Source organism: Ruegeria sp. BJ5, from assembly GCF_056537865.1.
Window position 1 is genome coordinate 319563 of sequence record NZ_JBQFSH010000005.1, and the last position, 19248, is coordinate 338810.

The 19248-nt window shown below is 60.1% G+C and carries 19 protein-coding genes; 11 read left to right on the top strand and 8 right to left on the bottom strand.

Features of this window, described 5'->3' with window-relative positions; translation table 11 throughout:
- The first annotated feature begins 49 nt into the window (after positions 1–49).
- Entirely contained in the window at positions 50–1375 is a 1326-nt protein-coding gene (gltX, locus tag ACR0NY_RS17105) for a glutamate--tRNA ligase (protein WP_170369697.1), read from the top strand.
- A gap of 71 nt (positions 1376–1446) precedes the next feature.
- Here gltX and ACR0NY_RS17110 read toward each other — a convergent pair whose 3' ends face one another.
- Positions 1447–2016 (bottom strand): gamma-glutamylcyclotransferase family protein, encoded by a 570-nt coding sequence (locus ACR0NY_RS17110; RefSeq protein ID WP_170360229.1) that lies wholly within the window; start codon positions 2014–2016, stop codon positions 1447–1449.
- A 96-nt stretch (positions 2017–2112) separates the two neighbouring features.
- Here ACR0NY_RS17110 and ACR0NY_RS17115 point away from each other — a divergent pair, with 96 nt between their 5' ends.
- On the top strand, positions 2113–2559 hold the full coding sequence (locus tag ACR0NY_RS17115; RefSeq protein WP_093963764.1) for an RrF2 family transcriptional regulator: 447 nt from the start codon (positions 2113–2115) through the stop codon (positions 2557–2559).
- 2 nt (positions 2560–2561) lie between these two features.
- On the opposite strand, the gene ACR0NY_RS17120 is transcribed toward ACR0NY_RS17115, so the two are convergent.
- Together ACR0NY_RS17120 and ACR0NY_RS17125 are read right to left on the bottom strand one after the other, a co-directional pair.
- The gene (locus tag ACR0NY_RS17120; protein ID WP_170369695.1) at positions 2562–5087 is read right to left on the bottom strand and encodes an ABC transporter permease; all 2526 of its coding nucleotides are present in this window, start codon (positions 5085–5087) and stop codon (positions 2562–2564) included.
- Complete coding sequence (locus tag ACR0NY_RS17125; protein WP_170369693.1) at positions 5084–5779, bottom strand: ABC transporter ATP-binding protein; 696 nt, start codon at positions 5777–5779, stop codon at positions 5084–5086. The genes ACR0NY_RS17120 and ACR0NY_RS17125 overlap by 4 nt, the downstream gene beginning before the upstream one ends.
- 49 nt (positions 5780–5828) lie before the next feature.
- Between ACR0NY_RS17125 and ACR0NY_RS17130 the strand changes: the two genes are divergently transcribed.
- On the top strand, positions 5829–6470 hold the full coding sequence (locus ACR0NY_RS17130; RefSeq protein ID WP_254432978.1) for an arylesterase: 642 nt from the start codon (positions 5829–5831) through the stop codon (positions 6468–6470).
- A 3-nt stretch (positions 6471–6473) separates the two neighbouring features.
- Positions 6474–7088 (top strand): SOS response-associated peptidase, encoded by a 615-nt coding sequence (locus tag ACR0NY_RS17135; RefSeq protein WP_170342086.1) that lies wholly within the window; start codon positions 6474–6476, stop codon positions 7086–7088.
- An 8-nt stretch (positions 7089–7096) separates the two neighbouring features.
- Here ACR0NY_RS17135 and ACR0NY_RS17140 read toward each other — a convergent pair whose 3' ends face one another.
- From ACR0NY_RS17140 to ettA, 4 genes are all read right to left on the bottom strand, one after another.
- Positions 7097–7657, bottom strand: a complete 561-nt coding sequence (locus ACR0NY_RS17140; RefSeq protein ID WP_170342085.1) for a L,D-transpeptidase — start codon at positions 7655–7657, stop codon at positions 7097–7099.
- Between the two features lie 190 nt (positions 7658–7847).
- Complete coding sequence (locus tag ACR0NY_RS17145) at positions 7848–8054, bottom strand: cold-shock protein (protein WP_093963409.1); 207 nt, start codon at positions 8052–8054, stop codon at positions 7848–7850.
- 420 nt (positions 8055–8474) lie between these two features.
- A complete protein-coding gene (locus tag ACR0NY_RS17150; protein ID WP_170369689.1) occupies positions 8475–8840 on the bottom strand; it encodes a hypothetical protein in 366 nt (121 codons plus the stop codon).
- Between the two features lie 84 nt (positions 8841–8924).
- A complete protein-coding gene (gene ettA / locus ACR0NY_RS17155; RefSeq protein ID WP_170369687.1) occupies positions 8925–10592 on the bottom strand; it encodes an energy-dependent translational throttle protein EttA in 1668 nt (555 codons plus the stop codon).
- Positions 10593–10728: 136 nt separating this feature from the next.
- Between ettA and ACR0NY_RS17160 the strand changes: the two genes are divergently transcribed.
- The 3 genes from ACR0NY_RS17160 to dacB all read left to right on the top strand — a co-directional run bounded on the left by ACR0NY_RS17160 (position 10729) and on the right by dacB (position 13397).
- The gene (locus ACR0NY_RS17160) at positions 10729–11199 is read left to right on the top strand and encodes an MOSC domain-containing protein (RefSeq protein WP_170369685.1); all 471 of its coding nucleotides are present in this window, start codon (positions 10729–10731) and stop codon (positions 11197–11199) included.
- Between the two features lie 32 nt (positions 11200–11231).
- Entirely contained in the window at positions 11232–11834 is a 603-nt protein-coding gene (locus ACR0NY_RS17165; protein ID WP_437342522.1) for a nicotinate-nucleotide adenylyltransferase, read from the top strand.
- Between the two features lie 84 nt (positions 11835–11918).
- Entirely contained in the window at positions 11919–13397 is a 1479-nt protein-coding gene (dacB, locus tag ACR0NY_RS17170) for a D-alanyl-D-alanine carboxypeptidase/D-alanyl-D-alanine endopeptidase (protein WP_170369683.1), read from the top strand.
- A 6-nt stretch (positions 13398–13403) separates the two neighbouring features.
- Here dacB and ACR0NY_RS17175 read toward each other — a convergent pair whose 3' ends face one another.
- The gene (locus ACR0NY_RS17175; RefSeq protein ID WP_093963405.1) at positions 13404–13826 is read right to left on the bottom strand and encodes a tellurite resistance TerB family protein; all 423 of its coding nucleotides are present in this window, start codon (positions 13824–13826) and stop codon (positions 13404–13406) included.
- A gap of 370 nt (positions 13827–14196) precedes the next feature.
- Between ACR0NY_RS17175 and ACR0NY_RS17180 the strand changes: the two genes are divergently transcribed.
- The 4 genes from ACR0NY_RS17180 (at position 14197) to ACR0NY_RS17195 (ending at position 19244) form a co-directional block, all read left to right on the top strand.
- Positions 14197–14676 carry a class I SAM-dependent methyltransferase gene (locus ACR0NY_RS17180; protein WP_170369681.1) on the top strand — a complete coding sequence of 160 codons (480 nt, stop codon included), beginning with the start codon at positions 14197–14199 and terminating at the stop codon, positions 14674–14676.
- Positions 14677–14791: 115 nt separating this feature from the next.
- A complete protein-coding gene (locus ACR0NY_RS17185; RefSeq protein WP_093963404.1) occupies positions 14792–16366 on the top strand; it encodes a lysine--tRNA ligase in 1575 nt (524 codons plus the stop codon).
- A gap of 48 nt (positions 16367–16414) precedes the next feature.
- Positions 16415–16816 (top strand): DUF4864 domain-containing protein, encoded by a 402-nt coding sequence (locus tag ACR0NY_RS17190; protein WP_170369679.1) that lies wholly within the window; start codon positions 16415–16417, stop codon positions 16814–16816.
- 142 nt (positions 16817–16958) lie between these two features.
- Positions 16959–19244, top strand: coding sequence for a glycosyl hydrolase family 28-related protein (locus ACR0NY_RS17195; protein ID WP_170369677.1), 2286 nt, complete (start codon positions 16959–16961; stop codon positions 19242–19244).
- Positions 19245–19248: the final 4 nt, after the last annotated feature.

The following is a 19248-nucleotide window of genomic DNA, read 5'->3' on the forward strand; positions in this document are numbered from 1 at the left end:
GGACAAAAACGCGCTCATGTGACATGAGCCGCGCCAACAGGAGACATCCATGACAACCACCCGTTTCGCCCCTTCGCCCACCGGTTATATTCATGTGGGCAACCTGCGCACCGCGCTGATGAACTATCTGATCGCCCGCAAGGCCGGCGGCACGTTCATCCTGCGTATCGACGACACCGACCCCGAACGGTCGAAGGAAGAATATGTTGATGCGATCAAGCAGGATCTCGAGTGGCTGGGTCTGCACTGGGACCGGGTGGAGCGGCAGTCGGACCGGCTGGACCGCTATGCGGAAGCCGCCGGCAAGCTGCGCGAGATCGGCAGGTTCTACGAAGCCTTTGAGACCCCGACCGAGCTGGACCTCAAGCGCAAGAAGCAGCTGAACATGGGCAAGCCGCCGGTTTATGATCGGGCCGCCCTGAACCTGTCGGAGGCCGAGAAAGAGGCGCTGCGAGCCGAACGTGGCAACGGTGTATGGCGGTTCAAGCTGGATCATGAGCGCATCGAGTGGACGGACGGCATTCTGGGTGACGTGTCCATCGACGCGGCCTCGGTGTCGGATCCGGTGCTGATCCGCGGCGACGGGCAGGTCCTATATACGCTGGCCTCGGTCGTGGACGACACCGAGATGGGCGTGACCGACGTGGTGCGCGGCGCCGACCACGTGACCAACACAGCGACCCAGATTCAGATCATCAAGGCGCTGGGCGGAACCGTCCCGCGTTTTGCCCATCACTCGTTGCTGACCGGCCCGCAGGGTGAGGCGCTGTCCAAGCGTCTTGGCACGCTGGCGCTGCGCGATCTGCGCGAGCAGGGCGTGCAGCCGATGGCGCTGTTGAGCCTGATGGCGCGGTTGGGCTCGTCCGACCCGGTGGAACTGCGCAGCGACATGGCCGAGTTGATCGAAGGTTTCGACGTCACCCGGTTCGGGTCGGCGCCGACCAAGTTCGACGTGCAGGACCTGTTTCCGCTGACGGCCCGATATCTGCAGACGCTGCCGCTCGAGAAGGTTTCCGACGCGGTGGCCGCGGCCGGTGTACCCGATGAACTGGCCGAGCCGTTCTGGATGATGGCGCGCGAGAACATCACCACGCTGAACGACCTGAAGGGCTGGTGGGAACTGTGCCGCGATGGGGCCGAGCCGCTGATCGACGACGAAGACCGCGAATTCGTCGCGCAGGCGATGGAACTGCTGCCCGAGGGGCCGTTTGACGGCGAGACCTGGGGCAAGTGGACGGCGGTCGTGAAAGAGGCGACCGGCCGCAAGGGCAAGGGCCTGTTCATGCCGTTGCGCAAGGCGCTGACCGGGATGGAGCGTGGCCCCGAGATGGCGACCTTTCTGCCGTTGCTGCAGGTCGTGCGGGCGCGAAAATAAGACACCACGGGGCGGTGTCGCCTTTGATCTGAACAAGAACCAGAGGCGGGTGCTGCAGGCGCCCGCCTTCTTCACGCGGTTTGAACGATCCGGGCCGAAACCCGGGACAGGTGCTCATCGACCAAGGCTGTTTCGTCGGGGTGAAGCTGTTGGTGGCGCGGATAACGCGGCGCGTTCCGGTCATTCAGGATCGGCGCGTCCCACCCGTCGGTCGTGGCGAAGAAACGCTCGACACCCGGCAAGCCGAATGCGCGCAAATACCCCTGCACCACAACGTCTATATAGCTGAGCAAAACCGGGTGGCTGTGCGTCGGGTCCTTGCGGTGCTGTTCCGGAACCGCATAGACCGCAATCTCGACCTCTTTCTTCAGAGGATGAGTTATGGCGTGGGTGGCGGGGATCCGATCATAGGCCCACTCCCGTTCATCCAGTGCCGCCCAGTCGTTTTTGGGGACATGTGCGATCATGCCGTCGATCTCGCAGGCGGGATCCGGCACCGCGGTCAAGAAGGCGACCGGGCGCAGATCGGTATGCCGCCACGCCCGGCGCCAGCCCTTGAGTCGCGCCGGGCGCGGGTCGGGAAAGTCATGCGTGGCAAGGTTTACGAGGCTGCCATAGCCAAAGAAATAGGGCTCTGCCATGTCGCGTGCTGTCCTTCTTGACGATTGATGTATGTCAAACCGTTTTTTTGCGGTCTGTGCAATAAGGCTGCATCTTGAAATTCGGGGGAGGATCTGATGCGGATCACCAAACGAACAAATATCGCCGTGCGGCTGTTGATGTATTGCGCTGCACATCCGGATCGGCTCGTGACGAAATCCGAGATTGCGGATGTCTGCAACATCTCGGAAAACCATCTGGCGCAAGTCATCAACCAGCTGGGTCAGCTGGGGTATCTGAGCACGCAGCGCGGTCGCAACGGTGGAATGACTCTGGGGCGGCCGGCGGACCAGATCCGGATCGGATCCGTCTTTCGCCATGTCGAGGGCAGTTTGCCGATCGCCGAGTGTTTTGCGGATGCCGACAACACCTGTCCGTTGACCGATGCCTGCCGCCTGCGTCTGGCGCTGCAGGACGCGGCCGAGGTCTTCTTTGCGTCGCTGGATGAAATATCGCTGGATGCTTTGGTTTGCGACAACGATCCACTGCTGAAAATTCTGCAACCCGTTACCTGCGCGCGTTGAATTCAGTCGCTGGCCCGCAGGACGCGGGCCGGGCTGACGGATAGGGGGCGGAGGGCGAAGAATAGCCCCGCCAGCAGCGTGACGGCCAGCCCGGCAGCGACGATACCCAATGCCGAAGGCCATATCACCGCAAAGCTGGTATCGAAAATGAATGTGGCCACAGCCCAGCCGCCAAGGATGCCGGCCAGCAGCGCCACGCAGCCGGCGGCCGCACCCAGAAGCGCCGAGCGCAAGCCAAAGCTGAGAAGTATCCGTCGGCGATCTGCGCCGATCGTCTTGAGGATCGCAGCCTCGTAGCGGCGCGCGGGCTCTCCCGCAGCAGCAGCGCCGATCAGAACCAGAAAACCGGTCAGCAAAGACACACCGGCGCCGTAGGAGGTGGCCGAGGCCAAACCGGCAAGCAGGCCCGAGACACGGTCGATCGCGTCCCGAACCCGGATCGCGGTGATGTTGGGGAACTGGGTCGCAAGGTCTTGAAGGATGGCTGCCTCGGCCTCTTCCTCGGCGTAGACCGTTGCAATGAAACTATGAGGGGCGCCGGCCAGCGCGGACGGATTCATCGACATGATAAATCCCATCCCCGCGTTCGAGAAATCCACTTCGCGCAGCGATGTTACGGTCGCGGTGATATCACGCCCGAGAATATTCACCGTCAGTTCGTCACCAAGCTTGAGACCCATTTCCTCGGCCTCTTCCGCGGCAAAGCTGATCTGGGGCGGGCCTGAATAGTCCTCTGGCCACCATTCCCCGGCGGTGATGCGGGCGTTTTGTGGCGCGTTGTCCGAATAGGTCACGCCGCGATCGCCTTCCAGGACCCAATGATCGCCTGCGACCTGATGTGCTGGTTGGCCGTTGATCTGCGAGATGATTCCGCGCAGCATTGGTGCGCTTTCTACACGTGTGACACCGGGGTCGTTTTCAAGCCGGCTGCTGAAGCCGGGCATCTGGTCTTTTTGGATGTCCACGAAAAAGTAAGACGGCGCCACGTCCGGCAGGTTACCGGAAATTGCATTGCGCAGAGTGCCGTCGATCTGTCCGACCGCAGCCAGAACCGACAGCCCCAATCCCAGAGACAGGACCACCGATGCGGCCCCTTCGCGGGGGTCGGAAATTGCCGCGAGTGCCCAACGCAACGCCGGGCGGCCACGGGCGCGTGTTGCGGCCCTTTTTGCGACATAGCGGATGCCATGGGCCGACAGCGCCAACAGCACCAATGCGCCGACAAATCCCCCTCCGGTCCAGAGGGTCAGCCACGGGGAGCCGCTGAACCAAGCTGCGGTGGCGATCAGTGTCGCCAGAGCCAGGCCCGTCGCCAACAGGTAAGCGGCGCGGGGCAACCTGCGGGCACTGCTCAGCGCATCGCGGAACAGGGTCGCTGCCCGGACGTCCTCTGCCCGGGCAAGGGGCCACAGAGTGAACAGCATGGCGGTCAGCAGGCCATACAATGCCGCCTCGAACAGCGGTTGCGGGTAGACAGAAAAAACGGCCGGTACGGGAAGCCGGCTTTCAATCAGGGGTGCCAGGAGAATCGGGGCCAGCCCGCCAAGGGCTACACCAGCGGCGATCCCGACAACCGAAAGGACGCCGATCTGGATCAGATAGGTCTGAAAGATCGTGGCGCGGTTTGCGCCTAAGGTGCGCAGTGTGGCGATGGTTTCGGTCTTTCGCGCGAGATAGGCGCGTACGGCCGCGGACACGCCGATGCCGCCCACAGCCAGACCCGAGAGACCCACCAGCACCAGGAACGCGCCGAGGCGCGAGACGAATTCGGCAATTCCGGGTGCGCCGTTGCGCGCATCGGTCCAGCGCAGCCCTGAGCCTTGCAGAACGCTCTCGGCCTGTTGCGAGAGTTCTGCGAGGTCGGCTCCGACCGGCAGGTCCATACGGTATTTGGTCGAAAACAGCGTGCCGGGCTGCAATAGGCCCGAGTCTTTCAGATCGGCTGTGCGAACCAATGTGCGCGGGCCCAAGGTGAACCCATCTCCGGCCGCGTCGGGTTCGGATATCAGGGCGGCGGACAGCACAAAGTCCTGCGTGCCCAGTGCAAGACTGTCGCCGATGTCCAGCCCCAGACGCTCGATCAGAACCGGGTCCATCACTGCCCCGGGAAGAGTGGCATTTCCGTCCAACGCCTCGGACAGCGAGATTTCGGGGTCCAGTTGGACGGCACCGATCAGAGGATAGGCCTCATCGATGGCCTTGACCTGAGTAAGTCCGCGTTGCGGTGCGTCGCTGCGGGTCACGGCCATCGAGCGGAAATCGACGACTTCGGACACGCGATCGGCGTTTTGCTCCATCCACGCGGTTTCTGCTTCGTCCGCAAAGCGATAGGTCAGCTCGATCTGGGCATCGCCGCCCAGCAAGGCCGCCCCCTCCTGTGCAAGGCCGGTCATGATTGCTTGCCGCACCGATCCAACCGCAGCAATGGCGGCAACCCCCAGGGTCAGGCAGGCCAGAAAAACCCGAAAACCGCGTAAGCCGCCTCTGAGTTCACGTCGGGCCAGGCGCGTCGCCAGGCGCAAGCTCATTCCGCTGCCTCTTGGCTGGCCTCTTCGGTGATGCGGCCGTCGCGCAATCGAACAACCCGGTCGCATCTGCGGGCCAGCGAGTGGCTGTGTGTGACCAGAACCAGCGTTGCCCCGTGCCGGTCACGCAGGCCGAACAGCAAATCAACGATGGCCGCGCCATTCGTCTCATCCAGATTGCCGGTGGGTTCGTCCGCCAACAGGATCCGAGGCCTCGGGGCCGAAGCGCGGGCCAGCGCGACCCGCTGTTGTTCGCCGCCCGACAGTTGTGCCGGGTAGTGATCGCGCCGATGCGAAAGCCCCACCGCCGCCAATTCGGCCTCGGCCCGCTCGAAGGCATCGCGGTGACCGGCCAGTTCCAGCGGGGTGGCCACGTTTTCAAGCGCCGTCATGGTTGGGATCAGATGGAAATTCTGGAAAACGACGCCCATCGCGTCGCGCCGAAACCGGGCAAGCGCATCCTCACTCATCGAAGTCAGGTCTTGTCCCAATGCAGTGATGCGACCCGCGGTCGTCTGCTCCAGTCCGCCCATTAGCATCAACAGCGAGGATTTGCCCGAACCTGACGGACCGACGAGGCCCAGCGTCTCTCCCTCTTTCACGGTCAGATTGATGTCCCGCAAGATTTCGACGGGTCCGGCATTGCCATCCAGCGACAAAGCGGCATTTTGGAGTGTCAGAACGGGTTCAGTCATTAGTCTTTCCGAAAGGGGCAGTCATTTGGGATATGGAGCGGTCAGGAACTTGCGCAAGGCTCTGGCGGCGGGGCTGTTGTCGCTCTGCGGCATTGCTGCCACAGCCGAGCCGTTGGTCCTGGCCGCTCTCGGAGACTCGCTGACTCAAGGCTACGGCCTTGTTGAGGAAGACGGGTTCGTCCCTCAACTAACCCGGTGGCTGGATGCGCAAGGCGTCGAAGTGAAGATAATCAACGCCGGTGTTTCCGGGGACACAACGGCCGGCGGTGCGGCGCGTGTGGGCTGGACCCTGACACCAGAGGTGGACGGGATGATCGTGGCGCTGGGCGGAAACGACGTTCTTCGTGGGATCGATCCGGCCGTTTCGAAGTCGAACCTGGAAAAAATTCTGACCGAGGCGCGAACAGCCAAGGTTCCGGTTCTGCTGATCGGCATGCAAGCCCCGGGCAATTATGGCGCGGACTACAAACAAGCGTTTGATGCGATGTATCCGGATCTGGCCACCCAGTTCGGCACGCTCTATGCCTCCAGCTTTTTTTCCGGGTTGCAGGCGGATGGCGACCCCGGAGCCGTGCAGACCTTCATGCAACCAGACGGGATCCACCCCAATGCGCGCGGCGTTGCGCTGATCGTGGATGATCTGGGACCTGCTGTCCTTGATCTGATCGCTGCCGCAAAACAGCGGCAGTAAACCGTGCCCGGGCGTTTCTTTCTGACGCGGCCGTTCTCCCAGATTTCCGAATTCCTAGGTCGAGAAACTGCTTGGCCGGATGAACAGCCGCGCCAGAACATACAGCCCGGTCAGGAAGTGATCGTTCTGACCGCTGAAGGCACGAGGCGCATGCGGTGGGGCATGATTCCCGTAGGGCGCGTCAATGCCCGGGGGCGACCGGTCATGGAAACGATCATCAATGCGCGGTCGGAAACGGTTTTTGACAAATCTGCTTTTCAAGGTGTCGGTCGCGCGGTTGTTCCGGTTGATGGCTGGTACGAGTGGACCGGCGAAAAGCGCTGCAAAACCGCGTGGCGGATTGAAACCGCCGATGGAACCCCCCTGTTGTTTGCCGCGATTACGGACAGGTGGACTGCACCCGGTGGTCAGCATGTCGATCAGTTCGCCGCAGTGACCTGCGAACCGAACGATGATCTGCGGCCGATCCACCACCGTATGGGTGTCCTGTTGCGGCCCGAAGACGTCCGGACCTGGCTGAACGGATCAGACAAGCAAGCAGCAAGCCTTTGTGTACCGTGGCCAAACGGACGGCTGAAGATTGAAAAAGCCGAAGGGGTGGATTGGTCGGGGCCTTGACCGCTGTCTTAGACGACGGTGACGACCGTTCCGATCGGGACGCGGTTGTACAGGTCGATCACGTGCTCATTCAGCATTCTGATGCACCCGTTCGACACGGCTCGTCCAATGGTCTGCGGCTGGGTCGTTCCATGGATGCGGAAATACGTGTCGACGCCATTCTGAAACAGATACAGGGCACGGGCGCCAAGCGGGTTGTCTCCTCCACCGGGCTGGACATAGTCATTGTCCTTGAATTTGGCATAGGCAATAGGGTCCCGCTCGATCATCTCTTCGGTGGGGCGCCAGGTGGGCCATTCCTTTTTCACGTCGATCGTCGCAGTTCCGGTAAATTCCAGCCCGGCCTTGCCGACGCCACAGCCATAACGGATGGCTTTGCGAGGCTCGGTCACGAAATACAGGTAGAACGAACGTGGCGCGACCAACAATTGCCCGGGCAAAAACTGCTTCTTGATCCGAACGATTTGCGGAGTCGGGTCGTACTCGACCGGCTTCTTCTTCGCGTGGGCCGTGCCAGGCACGGCACTGATAGCGGCGGCAGAGATCAGAAAATTGCGGCGTGAGAACATGGCAATACTCGGCTAATCAACAAAGAAAACAGGATAGCAGTCTGTTCAGAATAGCCGATCGGGTCAATTCCCGCGCGGGTTTCACCGGAAAGTGATGTTGTTTTCCTGCCCCACCGGGTCTGGAAAGCGCGATCGGAAATCGGGCAAAAAAATGGGGGCGACGGCCATCCGTCGCCCCCAGAGACCTGGTTTAGGCCAGTTCGATGTTGTCGGCGCTTTCGCGACCGTCGCGACCAGCGCGCAGTTCATAGGTGACTTTCTGGTTGTCGGCCAGACCAGTCAAGCCCGAACGTTCGACGGACGAAATGTGCACGAACACGTCTTTGCCGCCCTCTTCGGGTGCGATGAAGCCGAAACCTTTGGTGGTGTTGAACCATTTTACGGTGCCTGCGGGCATATCCGTATCTCCTGTTTGAGTGCTGCCCACGGAATTGCGGCAGCCCGGCGTCGTTGTCTGGATCGATAGACTGAACGCCGAAAACGGAGACAGTAGGTCGAAGTAGAATAACGTAAGCTCTTTGCATATGGCACTGAGAGGGCCATATGGCAAGGGTCAGTTGGGCAGAATGTGTTGTGCTTTCAGGGGCCAGCGGGCGTTTTGAACATAAATCCGCCGAACTGAATTCGAATCCGCTACGGACTTTTCGGTGTCAGATTATCGCGTCCCATCCGGGCAGAACGGACACGAATCCATTAGCGGATCGGCCAAGAAATAGGATCGGTCACCTGTCTGATAGTCGACTCCAGTCAATGTCATTCGGACGCCCGAGAGCCCGTATCGGCACAAGCAATCAGCCAGATGCCGGGATGTCGTTTTCTAGATTCGTGCAGAGATGATGTTGAACATCGCGAATGCAGCGACCCACAGGAACACGGTAAAAATCAAGGTCGCAAGTGCCAGGAGAAGCATGCGAAAAAGGTTGCGATTTGGAGTGGTTTTGAGTGCCCCTGGTGCAGGTGAATCGTACCCCCAATCAATCTTAAAAAAATAGCTGTTAGCCCCGTAATCCGTCAGAAGCAGACGAAGACGGGTGAGCGGTGCGCCGCTTACCCTCAATAGATACTCGGTATACTCTTTCTTGAAGTTGAAGAATGGAAACACAGACGCCAAGATCAGCGAAGACACCCACGCCGAAATGCTTGCGAGCACAAAGAAGCCAAGCAACGGTAGCGCTTCCGCCATACCGTTCTCCAACTGTCCATCATCCCGGTGATAGTATGGGCTGATTTCTGCCCACACTATCCATCCGGAGATGTATCAGGGGTGTTATCGCGCAAATTTCTTGTGCTTCAACCGCTTGGGCTCCAGCGCGTCCGGTCCAAGGCGGCGCTTCTTGTCTTCTTCGTAGTCCTCGAAGTTGCCCTCGAACCATTCCACATGCGCATCGCCCTCGAAGGCCAGGATGTGCGTACAGATCCGGTCGAGGAAGAAACGGTCGTGCGAGATGACCACGGCGCAGCCGGCGAAATCGACCAGCGCGTCTTCCAGCGCGCGCAGGGTTTCGACGTCTAGGTCGTTGGTCGGTTCGTCCAGCAGCAGGACGTTTCCGCCCTCTTTTAGCAGACGGGCCATGTGGACGCGGTTGCGCTCACCCCCTGACAGCAGCGAGACCTTTTTCTGCTGGTCGCCGCCCTTGAAGTTGAAGGACGAGCAATAGGCGCGGGAATTGACCTGCGCGTCACCCAGTTGGATGATTTCGGCACCGCCGGTGATCGCCTCCCACACGGTGTCGTTGTCGTTGAGATCGTCGCGCGACTGATCGACATAGGACAGTTCTACCGTGTCGCCGTATTCGATGGTGCCTGCATCGGGCTTTTCCTGGCCGGTCAGCATCTTGAACAGGGTCGATTTACCGGCGCCGTTGGGGCCGATGACACCGACGATGCCGCCCGGCGGCAGGCTGAAGGACAGGTTCTCGATCAGTTGCTTGTCGCCCATATGCTTGGCCAGACCGTTGACTTCGATCACCTTGCTGCCCAGGCGCGGGCCGTTGGGGATGACGATCTGGGCGCGGGCCAGCTTTTCGCGCTCGGACTGTTCGGCCAACTCGTTGTAGGCGTTGATGCGGGCCTTGGATTTGGCCTGACGCGCCTTTTGCCCCTGACGCATCCATTCCAGTTCGCGCTGCAGGGTCTTCTGCTTGGACTTGTCCTCGCGGGCTTCCTGCTCAAGCCGCTTGGCTTTCTGCTCCAGCCACGAGGAATAGTTGCCCTCGTACGGGATGCCACGGCCGCGGTCCAACTCGAGGATCCAGCCGGTGATGTCATCCAGGAAGTAGCGGTCGTGCGTGACGATCAGGATCGTGCCCTTGTAGTCGATCAGGTGCTGTTGCAGCCAGGCGATGGTCTCGGCGTCCAGATGGTTGGTCGGTTCGTCCAAGAGCAGCATGTCGGGCGCTTCCAGCAGCAGCTTGCAGAGCGCCACGCGGCGTTTCTCGCCGCCCGAGAGGTTGGCGATGTTGGCATCGTCCGGCGGGCAGCGCAGCGCCTCCATCGAAACGTCGATCTGACTGTCGAGGTCCCACAGGTTTTCCGCGTCGATCGCGTCCTGCAGGGCGGTCATCTCTTCCATCAACGCGTCCGAGTAGTTCTCGGCAATCTCCATCGCGATTTCGTTGAAGCGGTCGACCTTGGCCTTTTTTTCGGCCACGCCCAGCATGACGTTTTCGCGGACGGTCAGGGATTCGTCCAACTGAGGTTCTTGTGGCAGATAGCCGACCTTTGCGCCCTCGGCGGCCCACGCCTCGCCGGTGAAATCGGTATCAAGGCCGGCCATGATCTTCATCAGGGTCGACTTACCGGCGCCGTTCACGCCGACGACACCGATCTTTACGCCGGGCAGAAAGCTCAGGTGAATGTTTTCAAAGCACTTCTTGCCACCGGGATAGGTCTTCGAGACACCCTGCATGTGGTAGACATATTGATAGGCGGCCATGTCGCGTCCTCTGGGTCGGGGAATTCAGGTTGACCCGCTTGATAGCCAAGCGGGACGGGCGGGGCAAGCTGGTGCTTTGGCGAATTTCTGGCTGGCCTTATGCGCCGGCCGGGCCGGACTGGGAAGGATGCTGGGAATGCCGGAACTTGCGCAATTGGTATCGGGTTGGGCCAAGGCGGGACGGATCGAATGGATCGGCGTCAGACCGGGGCGACGATTGGACATGATGGCGCTGGGTCAGGCGATGATCCGGGAAGACGGGTTTGAGGGCGATCGGAGTCGCCCGGGGAAGCGTGCGGTGACCCTGATTCAGCACGAGCATCTTGCCGCGATCGGCAGCTATTTGGGACAAGGTCCGGTCACACCGGACGTACTGCGGCGCAATCTGGTGGTTTCCGGCATCAATCTGGGCGCTCTCAAAGGGCGCGAGGTTCAGGTCGGCACAGCCATTTTGCGGATCACGGTTATCTGCGCGCCTTGCAGCAGGATGGAAGAGGCGTTGGGCAGCGGAGGCTACTCTGCCGTGCGTGGGCATGGCGGCTGGTGTGCCGAAGTGGTGCGATCGGGGATGGTCGGTTTGGGCGATGCTGTGCAACCTGTTGATTGACAAGGCTGCCGAGTTCTGGACTACAGCAGGGGATGTTGCGAAGCGCGATACCATATGCGCGGCCCGGTCAGGTCGTGGGGCTGTTCGGGGGATCGTTTGATCCACCGCATCAGGGGCATGTGCACGTTACACTGGAGGCGATGAAGGCTTTTGGGTTGGATCGGGTCTGGTGGTTGGTGTCGCCGGGGAATCCGCTGAAATCTCGCGGCCCGGCTCCGATCGATCAGCGTGTCGAGGCCGCACGGTCCATTATGCGGCATCCCAAGGTTGAGGTGACTGACATAGAGGATCTGACCGGCACCCGCGCCACGGCTGACACACTTGCTGCCTTGCGGCGGCTCTATCCGCAGGTTCGGTTCGTTTGGCTGATGGGGGCTGACAACCTGGCCCAGTTTCACAAATGGAAGGACTGGCGGTTGATCATGGACACCGTTCCTGTGGGCGTGGTGGCGCGCCCCGGAGATCGGATTTCGGCCCGCATGTCACCGGCGGCGCGTGTCTATGCCAAATACCGGATTGACGGAACGGCGCGGCATCTTTTGGGTCGGGCCGATGCGCCTGCCTGGTGTTTCGTGAACGTGCCGATGGTCGACGTCAGCTCGACTCAGATACGCTCCAAAGGCGGCTGGACCTGACAGGTGTTGCCTGAACAGCCCCGATGGGCACATAATTCTGGTGCATGGTTGTTTGCCTGTGATCTCTGGGATTTTATTTGACCCATGACTGATCGTATTTCGAGACGTTTCTTTCTGGCCGGCGCCGGTTCGCTTCTGATCCCCACCGCGGGTTTTGCCGGGGCGCCAACGGTCTCGTTGCGGCCCGTTGCCCGTGGCGCCGAGTTGAGCGGTGCCGAACGCATCATTCAGGCGGCGCGATTGAAAGGCGAAGTGGTCTTCGCCGTGGCCGACGTGAAAACCGGCGTGCAACTGGAGGAATTCGGCGGAGCCAGCGGCTTGCCGCCGGCCAGTGTCGCCAAAGCCCTCACCGCGCTTTACGCGCTGGACGTTCTGGGCCCGGACCATCGGTTCGAAACAAAGCTGATCGCAGATGGTCCGATCGAAAACGGGATCCTCAAGGGTGATCTGATACTGGTCGGAGGCGGCGATCCGGTATTGGATACCGATGCTCTGGCCACGATGGCCGCCAACCTGCGCAAGGCCGGACTGACCGAGGTTCGGGGTGCGTTCAAAGTGTACAGCGGCGCATTGCCCTATGTATTCAGCATAGACCCCGGTCAGCCTGATCATGTGGGCTATAGCCCTGCGATCAGTGGAATTTCCCTGAACTTCAACCGTGTGCATTTCGAGTGGAAGCGCCAGGGGGCCAGCTATGACGTGACCATGGACGCGCGCAGTGCCAGTTATACGCCGTCGGTGGACATGGCCACGATGCGGATCGAAAACCGCAACCTTCCGGTCTACAGCTATCAACCCAGCGCGCGGCAGGACCGCTGGACAGTTGCCAAGGGCGCGCTGGGCAGCGGCGGCGCCAGGTGGTTGCCAGTGCGCAAACCGGGTTTGTATGCCGGAGATGTGTTCCGCACTCTGGCCCGGGTCAACGGCATCGTCCTGGGGCGGGTTCAAGTCACGCGCGAGGTCCCCAGCGGCACCGTTCTGGTCAGGCATCAGAGCGATGAATTGACCAGCATCGTGAAAGGGATGCTGAAATACTCGACCAACCTGACGGCCGAGATGGTGGGGCTGGCTGCGACCGTTGCGCGGGGTAGGCAACCGCAAACACTGGCAGAGTCCGCGGATGAGATGAATCGCTGGTCGGCTCAGACCTACGGCGCGTCCGGTATTGCGATGGTGGATCATTCGGGGTTGGGCGATGCTTCGCGAATGGTACCGTCTGGTCTGGTCAAGGTTCTGGTGGCCGCACAGCAGCATGAAACGCTGCGACATCTGTTGAAGCCGTTTACCCTGACCGACGCCAAAGGCCAGCGGATCCAAGGGCACCCGATCAAGGTCGACGCCAAAACCGGGACCCTTAACTTTGTATCTGGCTTGGGCGGGTATCTGACCACCGCCGGGGGATCAGAACTGGCCTTTGCGATATTCACTGCCGATCTTCCGCATCGGGCGACCATCGCGCGTGAAAGCCGCGAACGCCCGGAAGGCGCGCGCAGCTGGAATCGCAGGTCCCGCAAACTGCAGCAGGCCCTCATCGAGCGCTGGGGCGCGCTTTACGGCAGCTGAAACCAATCAGACGGTGTGACGCGCCCGTGCGCCGCGCTCGATCGCTGCGGCGTGCAGCCGATCGATCTCCAACTCATACCGGATCTCCTCCAGCAGCCGCAGTTCGGTCTCGGCCAGCGAGCCATCGGCGGCGGCGACATCGCAGGCCAGAGCATAAGCCGTTTCGTTCAACCGCTCAGGCAAGTTGTCCCGGATCAGGCCAAACAATGCGTCCAGACCATCTTCCTGCTCGAACAGGTCAAACACGATCTGCGAAACCCGGCGCATACGGTCGATATCGTAGTCGGCAAAAACAGGCAGCATGTTCACGGCTGTCTCGATCTTGACCAGTTCGACGGTGCGGATGTTCTCGTCCGAGGCTGAAACGGCCACCATGATAGCCACAAGGCAATCCTGCGGCGACATCGGGTGGGAAACGGGTTGGGTCATGGGAACGTCCTGCTTGGCTGTCTTTGATCGCGCACGATATGGGGCGGGGCGCGCGGGTTCAACATATTGTTTCGCCAGCCACCTTAGTCTGGAATTGCAAGTACGGCGAATGCGTTGACCAGCAGAGTTGCGCGTTTGCCGCCTATCGGTCACAACATGGTAAGTGTTTCGTAGTCGGTCCGCGCAGGGGCCAATTCACCCTGAGCAACAGATCTGGCGGAAACGGTTGAACGAACGTCATTGAGCAGCAGAAAAATCAGGAAACTCTTTGGAAAGGCGCCGACGGACCCAAGGCGATTCTTGACTCAATGTATGACTACCAAATCTGCGGGCGCTGAAATCGGCGTCTGGATGGACAATTTTTTCGGAGATGGTTCTGAGTGCGGGCAGCATCGCAAAATATTTTCTGGTTGATCCATACGAGTGCATGCCGCAATTCCCGAACAGGATGTATGGGGGGAAGGTCGCGCAAAATCAGGGCGACATGGACGAAATTTTTGAGTGGACGCAGTCTAGACGGGCACATTTGCCTAACGAAAAGATCTTTGTTCGGAAGAGATCCGCGGAAGCGGCATCCGCGGTGCCCGACAAAAGCCTGGATTTTGTCTACGTTGACGGCAACCACTACTATGACGGTGTTCAGGCGGATATATTGTCGTACTTGAGGAAGCTGAAAACCGGTGGTTTTCTTATCTTCGATGACTGGAACTGGCATGATGACGAGGGGAAAGCCTCGGTGAAGCAGGCCGTCTGCGATTTTATTGCAGCCAATCCTGGATGTCTGCAGTTGGTCGATCTGCAAGCGGGTCAGACCGTGTTTCTGGTCACGAGCAACCGTCTGAAATCGTAGTAGGGGCGGCGTTTCTCGCCTGCGGTCATTGACTCACGCTGCATCTGCACAATAGGAGATGCCGGTCGGTCGCATTGAGCGACCGTCGCTGATTTCCTGATGGAGAACGAACGAAATGTCTGAACTGCGTGAAACCGCCATGACGTCAAAGGCCTGGCCTTTCGAAGAGGCGCGCCGGTTGCTCAAACGCTATCAGAAGTCTCCACCGGAAAAGGGCTTCGTTCTGTTCGAAACGGGATATGGCCCGTCCGGCCTGCCGCATATCGGCACTTTCGGTGAGGTGGCGCGGACCACGATGGTCAAGCGCGCCTTCGAGGCCCTGTCGGACATTCCCACCAAGCTGATCTGCTTTTCGGATGATCTGGACGGGATGCGCAAGGTCCCCAGCAACGTGCCGAACCCAGAGGCCCTTGAAGCCTATCTGCAGCAGCCGCTGACTTCGGTCCCTGACCCGTTCGGCGAGTATCCCAGCTTTGGTGAACACAACAACGCCATGCTACGTCGGTTCCTTGATACGTTCGGGTTTGAATACGAGTTCTATTCGGCGCGCGACTTTTATCGTTCGGGTCAGTTCGACGAGATCCTGAAGCGTGCAGTCGAACGTTATGACGACATCATGGCCATCATGCTGAAAAGCCTGCGGGAGGAGCGTCAGCAGACCTATTCGATCTTCCTGCCGATCCATCCGGAAACGGGCCGGGTCCTTTATGTCCCGATGAAAAAGGTGTGCGCCGAGACTTACACGGTCACCTTCGATGATGAAAATGGCAAGGAGTGGACGCTGCCCGTGACCGGCGGCAATGTGAAGTTGCAGTGGAAGCCGGATTTCGGAGCGCGCTGGGCGGCGTTGGGCGTCGATTTCGAGATGTATGGCAAGGAACATGCGACCAACGAAAAGATCTATGACGCGATCTGCCGCGCGCTGGGCGGCCGTGCGCCCGAGCATTTCTCGTATGAGCTGTTCCTCGATGAAAACGGGCAGAAAATCTCGAAGTCGTCCGGAAACGGTGTTTCGATCGACGAGTGGCTGACCTATGCACCGACCGAGAGTCTGGCCTATTTCATGTATCAAAAGCCGAAGACGGCAAAGCGGATGCACTTTGACGTCATCCCCAAGGCGTATGATGAGTACCATCAGCAGTTGCGTGCCTACCCCGGGCAGGATCTGAAGGCTCAGTTGAACAACCCGGTCTGGCACATTCACGGCGGTGACGTACCGGAATCGACGTTGATCGTACCCTTTGCAATGCTGCTGAACCTCGCGTCGGTTTCAGGTGCCGAGGACAAGGAGACGCTGTGGGGCTTCATCCGCCGCTATGCGCCCGAAGCCACGGCCGAAAGCCACCCGGACCTCGACAAAGCCGCCGGTTTTGCAGTGCGCTACTTCAACGACTTCGTGAAGCCGACACGCAAGCATCGGGCGCCGACGGAGCAAGAGCGCGAGGCGCTTGAGGCCCTGAAGTCCGCGCTTGAAGCGTATGACGGTCCGGTCGAGGACGAAGCTCTGCAATCGGTGGTCTATTCCATCGGGCGCGAGCGCTTTGACCCGATGCGCGGCTGGTTCACAGCCCTTTACGAGGTGTTGTTGGGCGCCAGCCAAGGCCCTCGGTTCGGCGGCTTCATCGCCCTTTATGGCGTCCCCGAAACGATTGCACTGATCGACAAGGCCTTGGCCGGAGACCTGGCCTGATTTGACCACATACTGCATGGGGCTACCTTTCCGGCAGGAGGTGGCCCCATGCGTCGACTTTTGCTTGCAGTTTCCTTGAGCGCCGGTTTGGCAACAGCCGCAGTTGCCCAAAGTGGCGACATCGAAGCCAATATTGCTGCGCAGATTGAAGCCTTCAAGGCCGATGACTTCGCCACGGCCTTCACCTTCGCCAGCCCCAACATCCAGACAATGTTCCGCACGCCTGAGAATTTTGGCGCGATGGTGCGCAACGGCTATCCAATGGTCTGGCGCCCAGCTGAGATCCGATTTCTGGAATTGCGGCAGATTTCTGGTTTCTGGTGGCAGAAAGTGATGGTGGTGGATGCGAACGGCCGGGTTCACATCCTGGACTATCAGATGGTCCAGCTGGAAAACGGCTGGAAGATCAACGGAGTGCAGCTGCTTGGCAACTTCGACCCATCGGCCTGATGCAACACCCACCGTTACGATGATTTGAGCGACGGTTAATCCCTTTTCGATACTCAGACCAGCGTGTCCGGGCGGCTTCCGGATCCGGAATTTGGCATGCGCCATAGCCTGAAGAGTGGGCGCGTTTGGGAAAGGGTATTCAATGAACAAGGCAATCACCGACGGCATCGTTTTCACGCCGCCGCAATTCGCGAATGGTCTGGATGTGTGGTCCAGCGGCGACGGCACTCCGGGCTCACCGACCTATGACGGATCGGGGACTGGAGTGTTCGTGCCTGCTGATGCGGAGTTTGGCGGTTGTCTTGAGATACTGAAGGTCAATGCCACGCAGCAACTGAGGTACATGGGGCGGACGCCGCTTCTGCCGGGCTGCTATTTGCAGATCAAGGCGCGGGTCAAAGCGATCAGCGGGCCATTGCCGCAGGTCCGGATCGCTGGATGGGCCGGAGGGGCCGGCGACGTGCACCTTTCCGGACTGACCGAGAAGGGCCCGGCCATTCAACTGTCGGCCTATGGCGTGGTGCACGAGGTCACCGCCATCGTTGGGATTGGGCAGCGGCCGGGCGTGGACATGCCTTGGGGCATTTCGGCCCTATACGGGCATTTCGGCCTCGATATCGAGGGGGCAAACGGCGCGCTCGTTCGGATTGATGATATCGAAATTACCGATGTCACCGGGGTCTTCTTGCGCGATATGATCAGCCTTGTGGACGTGCGGGACTATGGCGCGATTGGAGATGGTGTGACCGATGACTCGGCCGCGTTCGAGGCGGCAGACCAAGCCGCGGGAGGTCGCCGCATTTATGTGCCGCAGGGAACCTACCACCTGGCACAGGATGTTGGGCTGGACGCGGAGGTCGACTTTGAGGGCACGGTCACGATGCCTGATGACAAGATGCTTCTTCTGACCAAGAATTTCGATCTGCCGACTTACATCTCCGCCTTCGGCGATGAAGCCCTGGCCTTCAAAAAGGCGTTTCAGGCGCTGCTGAACAACTCGGATCATGAATCGCTGGACCTGGGCGGCCGCAAGATCTCGGTGTCCGAGCCGATCGACATGCAGGCCGCCGTGCCCAATCGCGGCAGCTACTCCACTCGCCGCGTGATCCGCAACGGGCAGTTCGACGTCAAGAGCAGCGCCTCATGGGACACCGAGACCTTTACCTCTGTCGCAACATACGACCCGGCGGATCCCTACAAGTTGTCCGGTGTGGCCAACGTGGCCAATATCCCGGTCGGGTCGTTGGTTCAGGGCAGCGGCGTTGGACGTGAGATCTATGTTCGGTCCAAGGATGAAGGTGCCGGTGAGATCACCTTGAACGCACCCATCTATGATGCGGCTGGCACGCAGACCTTCACGTTCGTTGATTTCAAGTACCTGTTGGATTTCTCGGGCTTCAGTGCGCTCCAGAAATTCGCCATGGAAGACATCGAGTTTCAATGCAACGGGCGCTGCAGCGCGATCCGCCTGTCGCCGGGCGGGAACACGTTCGTTTTGAAGAACTGCTTTGTCAGCCGCCCGTTGGACCGCGGTATCACTTCGATCGGGGTGGGGTGCCAGGGCATGTTGATCGACGGTTGCCAGTTTCTGTCCAGCGAGGAGTCTCTGGACGTGCCCGACCGCAGTTCGATTGCCATCAACGCCAATGCCAACGACGTCAAGCTGCGCCACAACAGGGCCGTTCGTTTCCACCACTTCGCGGTTCTGGGTGGAGACAACAACCTGGTTCTGGGCAACCATTTCTTTCAGGGCGACAGCGTGTCGAACGGTGTGCGCAATGCAGGTTTGGTGATGATCGGGGCCTACAACAGCTCTTCGATCGCCGACAATTATGTCGACAACTGTTTCATCGAGTGGAGCAATGAGCGCGATGCCGAGCCCGACTACACCTCGGGCTATTCCTTCAGCGCCATGAGCATCACCGACAACATCTTCTATTCAAGTGATGTTGCCCCGTGGTTCGCCTATATCGTCGTGCGCCCGCATGGCGTCGGGCATTTCCTGAACGGAATGACGGTCACGGGCAACAAGTTCCGAACGGCGAACGGGTCAATCGACCGCGTGGAAAAGGTTGATACAACTTTTGCCGATCTGAATCCTGATCGGCATGTGAATGTCACGTTCGCAGACAACACGTATCACAACGTGACACTCAAGACCGCGAACCCGCTGCGGGTCCGACACGAACAGAATACGGCGGCCTCTGCCTGGACGGTAGACTCGGATGGTGCATTCCCCTTTGGTGGGCAGGCCCGCAGCTGTGACAGCGTCGTCGTGCTGGACGGGCTGAGAACCGCCTTTGGAACCCTGCGCTATTCGGCCCCCTATGTTCAGTTGCAGCAGGGGACAAACCAGGACCAGATCAAGTTGCGTTGGTCCGAGGCCTTGAGCGGTGAAGTTTCGGTGATCATGCGGATCGAGGTCTGATCCG

Bases quoted from the DNA above. Each gene is read 5' to 3' on its own strand.
- gltX (WP_170369697.1), top strand. From the start codon at position 50: ATGACAACCACCCGTTTCGCCCCTTCGCCCACCGGTTATATTCATGTG.
- ACR0NY_RS17110 (WP_170360229.1), bottom strand. From the start codon at position 2,016: ATGGCAGAGCCCTATTTCTTTGGCTATGGCAGCCTCGTAAACCTTGCC.
- ACR0NY_RS17115 (WP_093963764.1), top strand. From the start codon at position 2,113: ATGCGGATCACCAAACGAACAAATATCGCCGTGCGGCTGTTGATGTAT.
- ACR0NY_RS17120 (WP_170369695.1), bottom strand. From the start codon at position 5,087: ATGAGCTTGCGCCTGGCGACGCGCCTGGCCCGACGTGAACTCAGAGGC.
- ACR0NY_RS17125 (WP_170369693.1), bottom strand. From the start codon at position 5,779: ATGACTGAACCCGTTCTGACACTCCAAAATGCCGCTTTGTCGCTGGAT.
- ACR0NY_RS17140 (WP_170342085.1), bottom strand. From the start codon at position 7,657: ATGTTCTCACGCCGCAATTTTCTGATCTCTGCCGCCGCTATCAGTGCC.
- ACR0NY_RS17145 (WP_093963409.1), bottom strand. From the start codon at position 8,054: ATGCCCGCAGGCACCGTAAAATGGTTCAACACCACCAAAGGTTTCGGC.
- ACR0NY_RS17150 (WP_170369689.1), bottom strand. From the start codon at position 8,840: ATGGCGGAAGCGCTACCGTTGCTTGGCTTCTTTGTGCTCGCAAGCATT.
- ettA (WP_170369687.1), bottom strand. From the start codon at position 10,592: ATGGCCGCCTATCAATATGTCTACCACATGCAGGGTGTCTCGAAGACC.
- ACR0NY_RS17160 (WP_170369685.1), top strand. From the start codon at position 10,729: ATGCCGGAACTTGCGCAATTGGTATCGGGTTGGGCCAAGGCGGGACGG.
- ACR0NY_RS17165 (WP_437342522.1), top strand. From the start codon at position 11,232: ATGTTGCGAAGCGCGATACCATATGCGCGGCCCGGTCAGGTCGTGGGG.
- dacB (WP_170369683.1), top strand. From the start codon at position 11,919: ATGACTGATCGTATTTCGAGACGTTTCTTTCTGGCCGGCGCCGGTTCG.
- ACR0NY_RS17175 (WP_093963405.1), bottom strand. From the start codon at position 13,826: ATGACCCAACCCGTTTCCCACCCGATGTCGCCGCAGGATTGCCTTGTG.
- ACR0NY_RS17180 (WP_170369681.1), top strand. From the start codon at position 14,197: ATGGTTCTGAGTGCGGGCAGCATCGCAAAATATTTTCTGGTTGATCCA.
- ACR0NY_RS17185 (WP_093963404.1), top strand. From the start codon at position 14,792: ATGTCTGAACTGCGTGAAACCGCCATGACGTCAAAGGCCTGGCCTTTC.
- ACR0NY_RS17190 (WP_170369679.1), top strand. From the start codon at position 16,415: ATGCGTCGACTTTTGCTTGCAGTTTCCTTGAGCGCCGGTTTGGCAACA.
- ACR0NY_RS17195 (WP_170369677.1), top strand. From the start codon at position 16,959: ATGAACAAGGCAATCACCGACGGCATCGTTTTCACGCCGCCGCAATTC.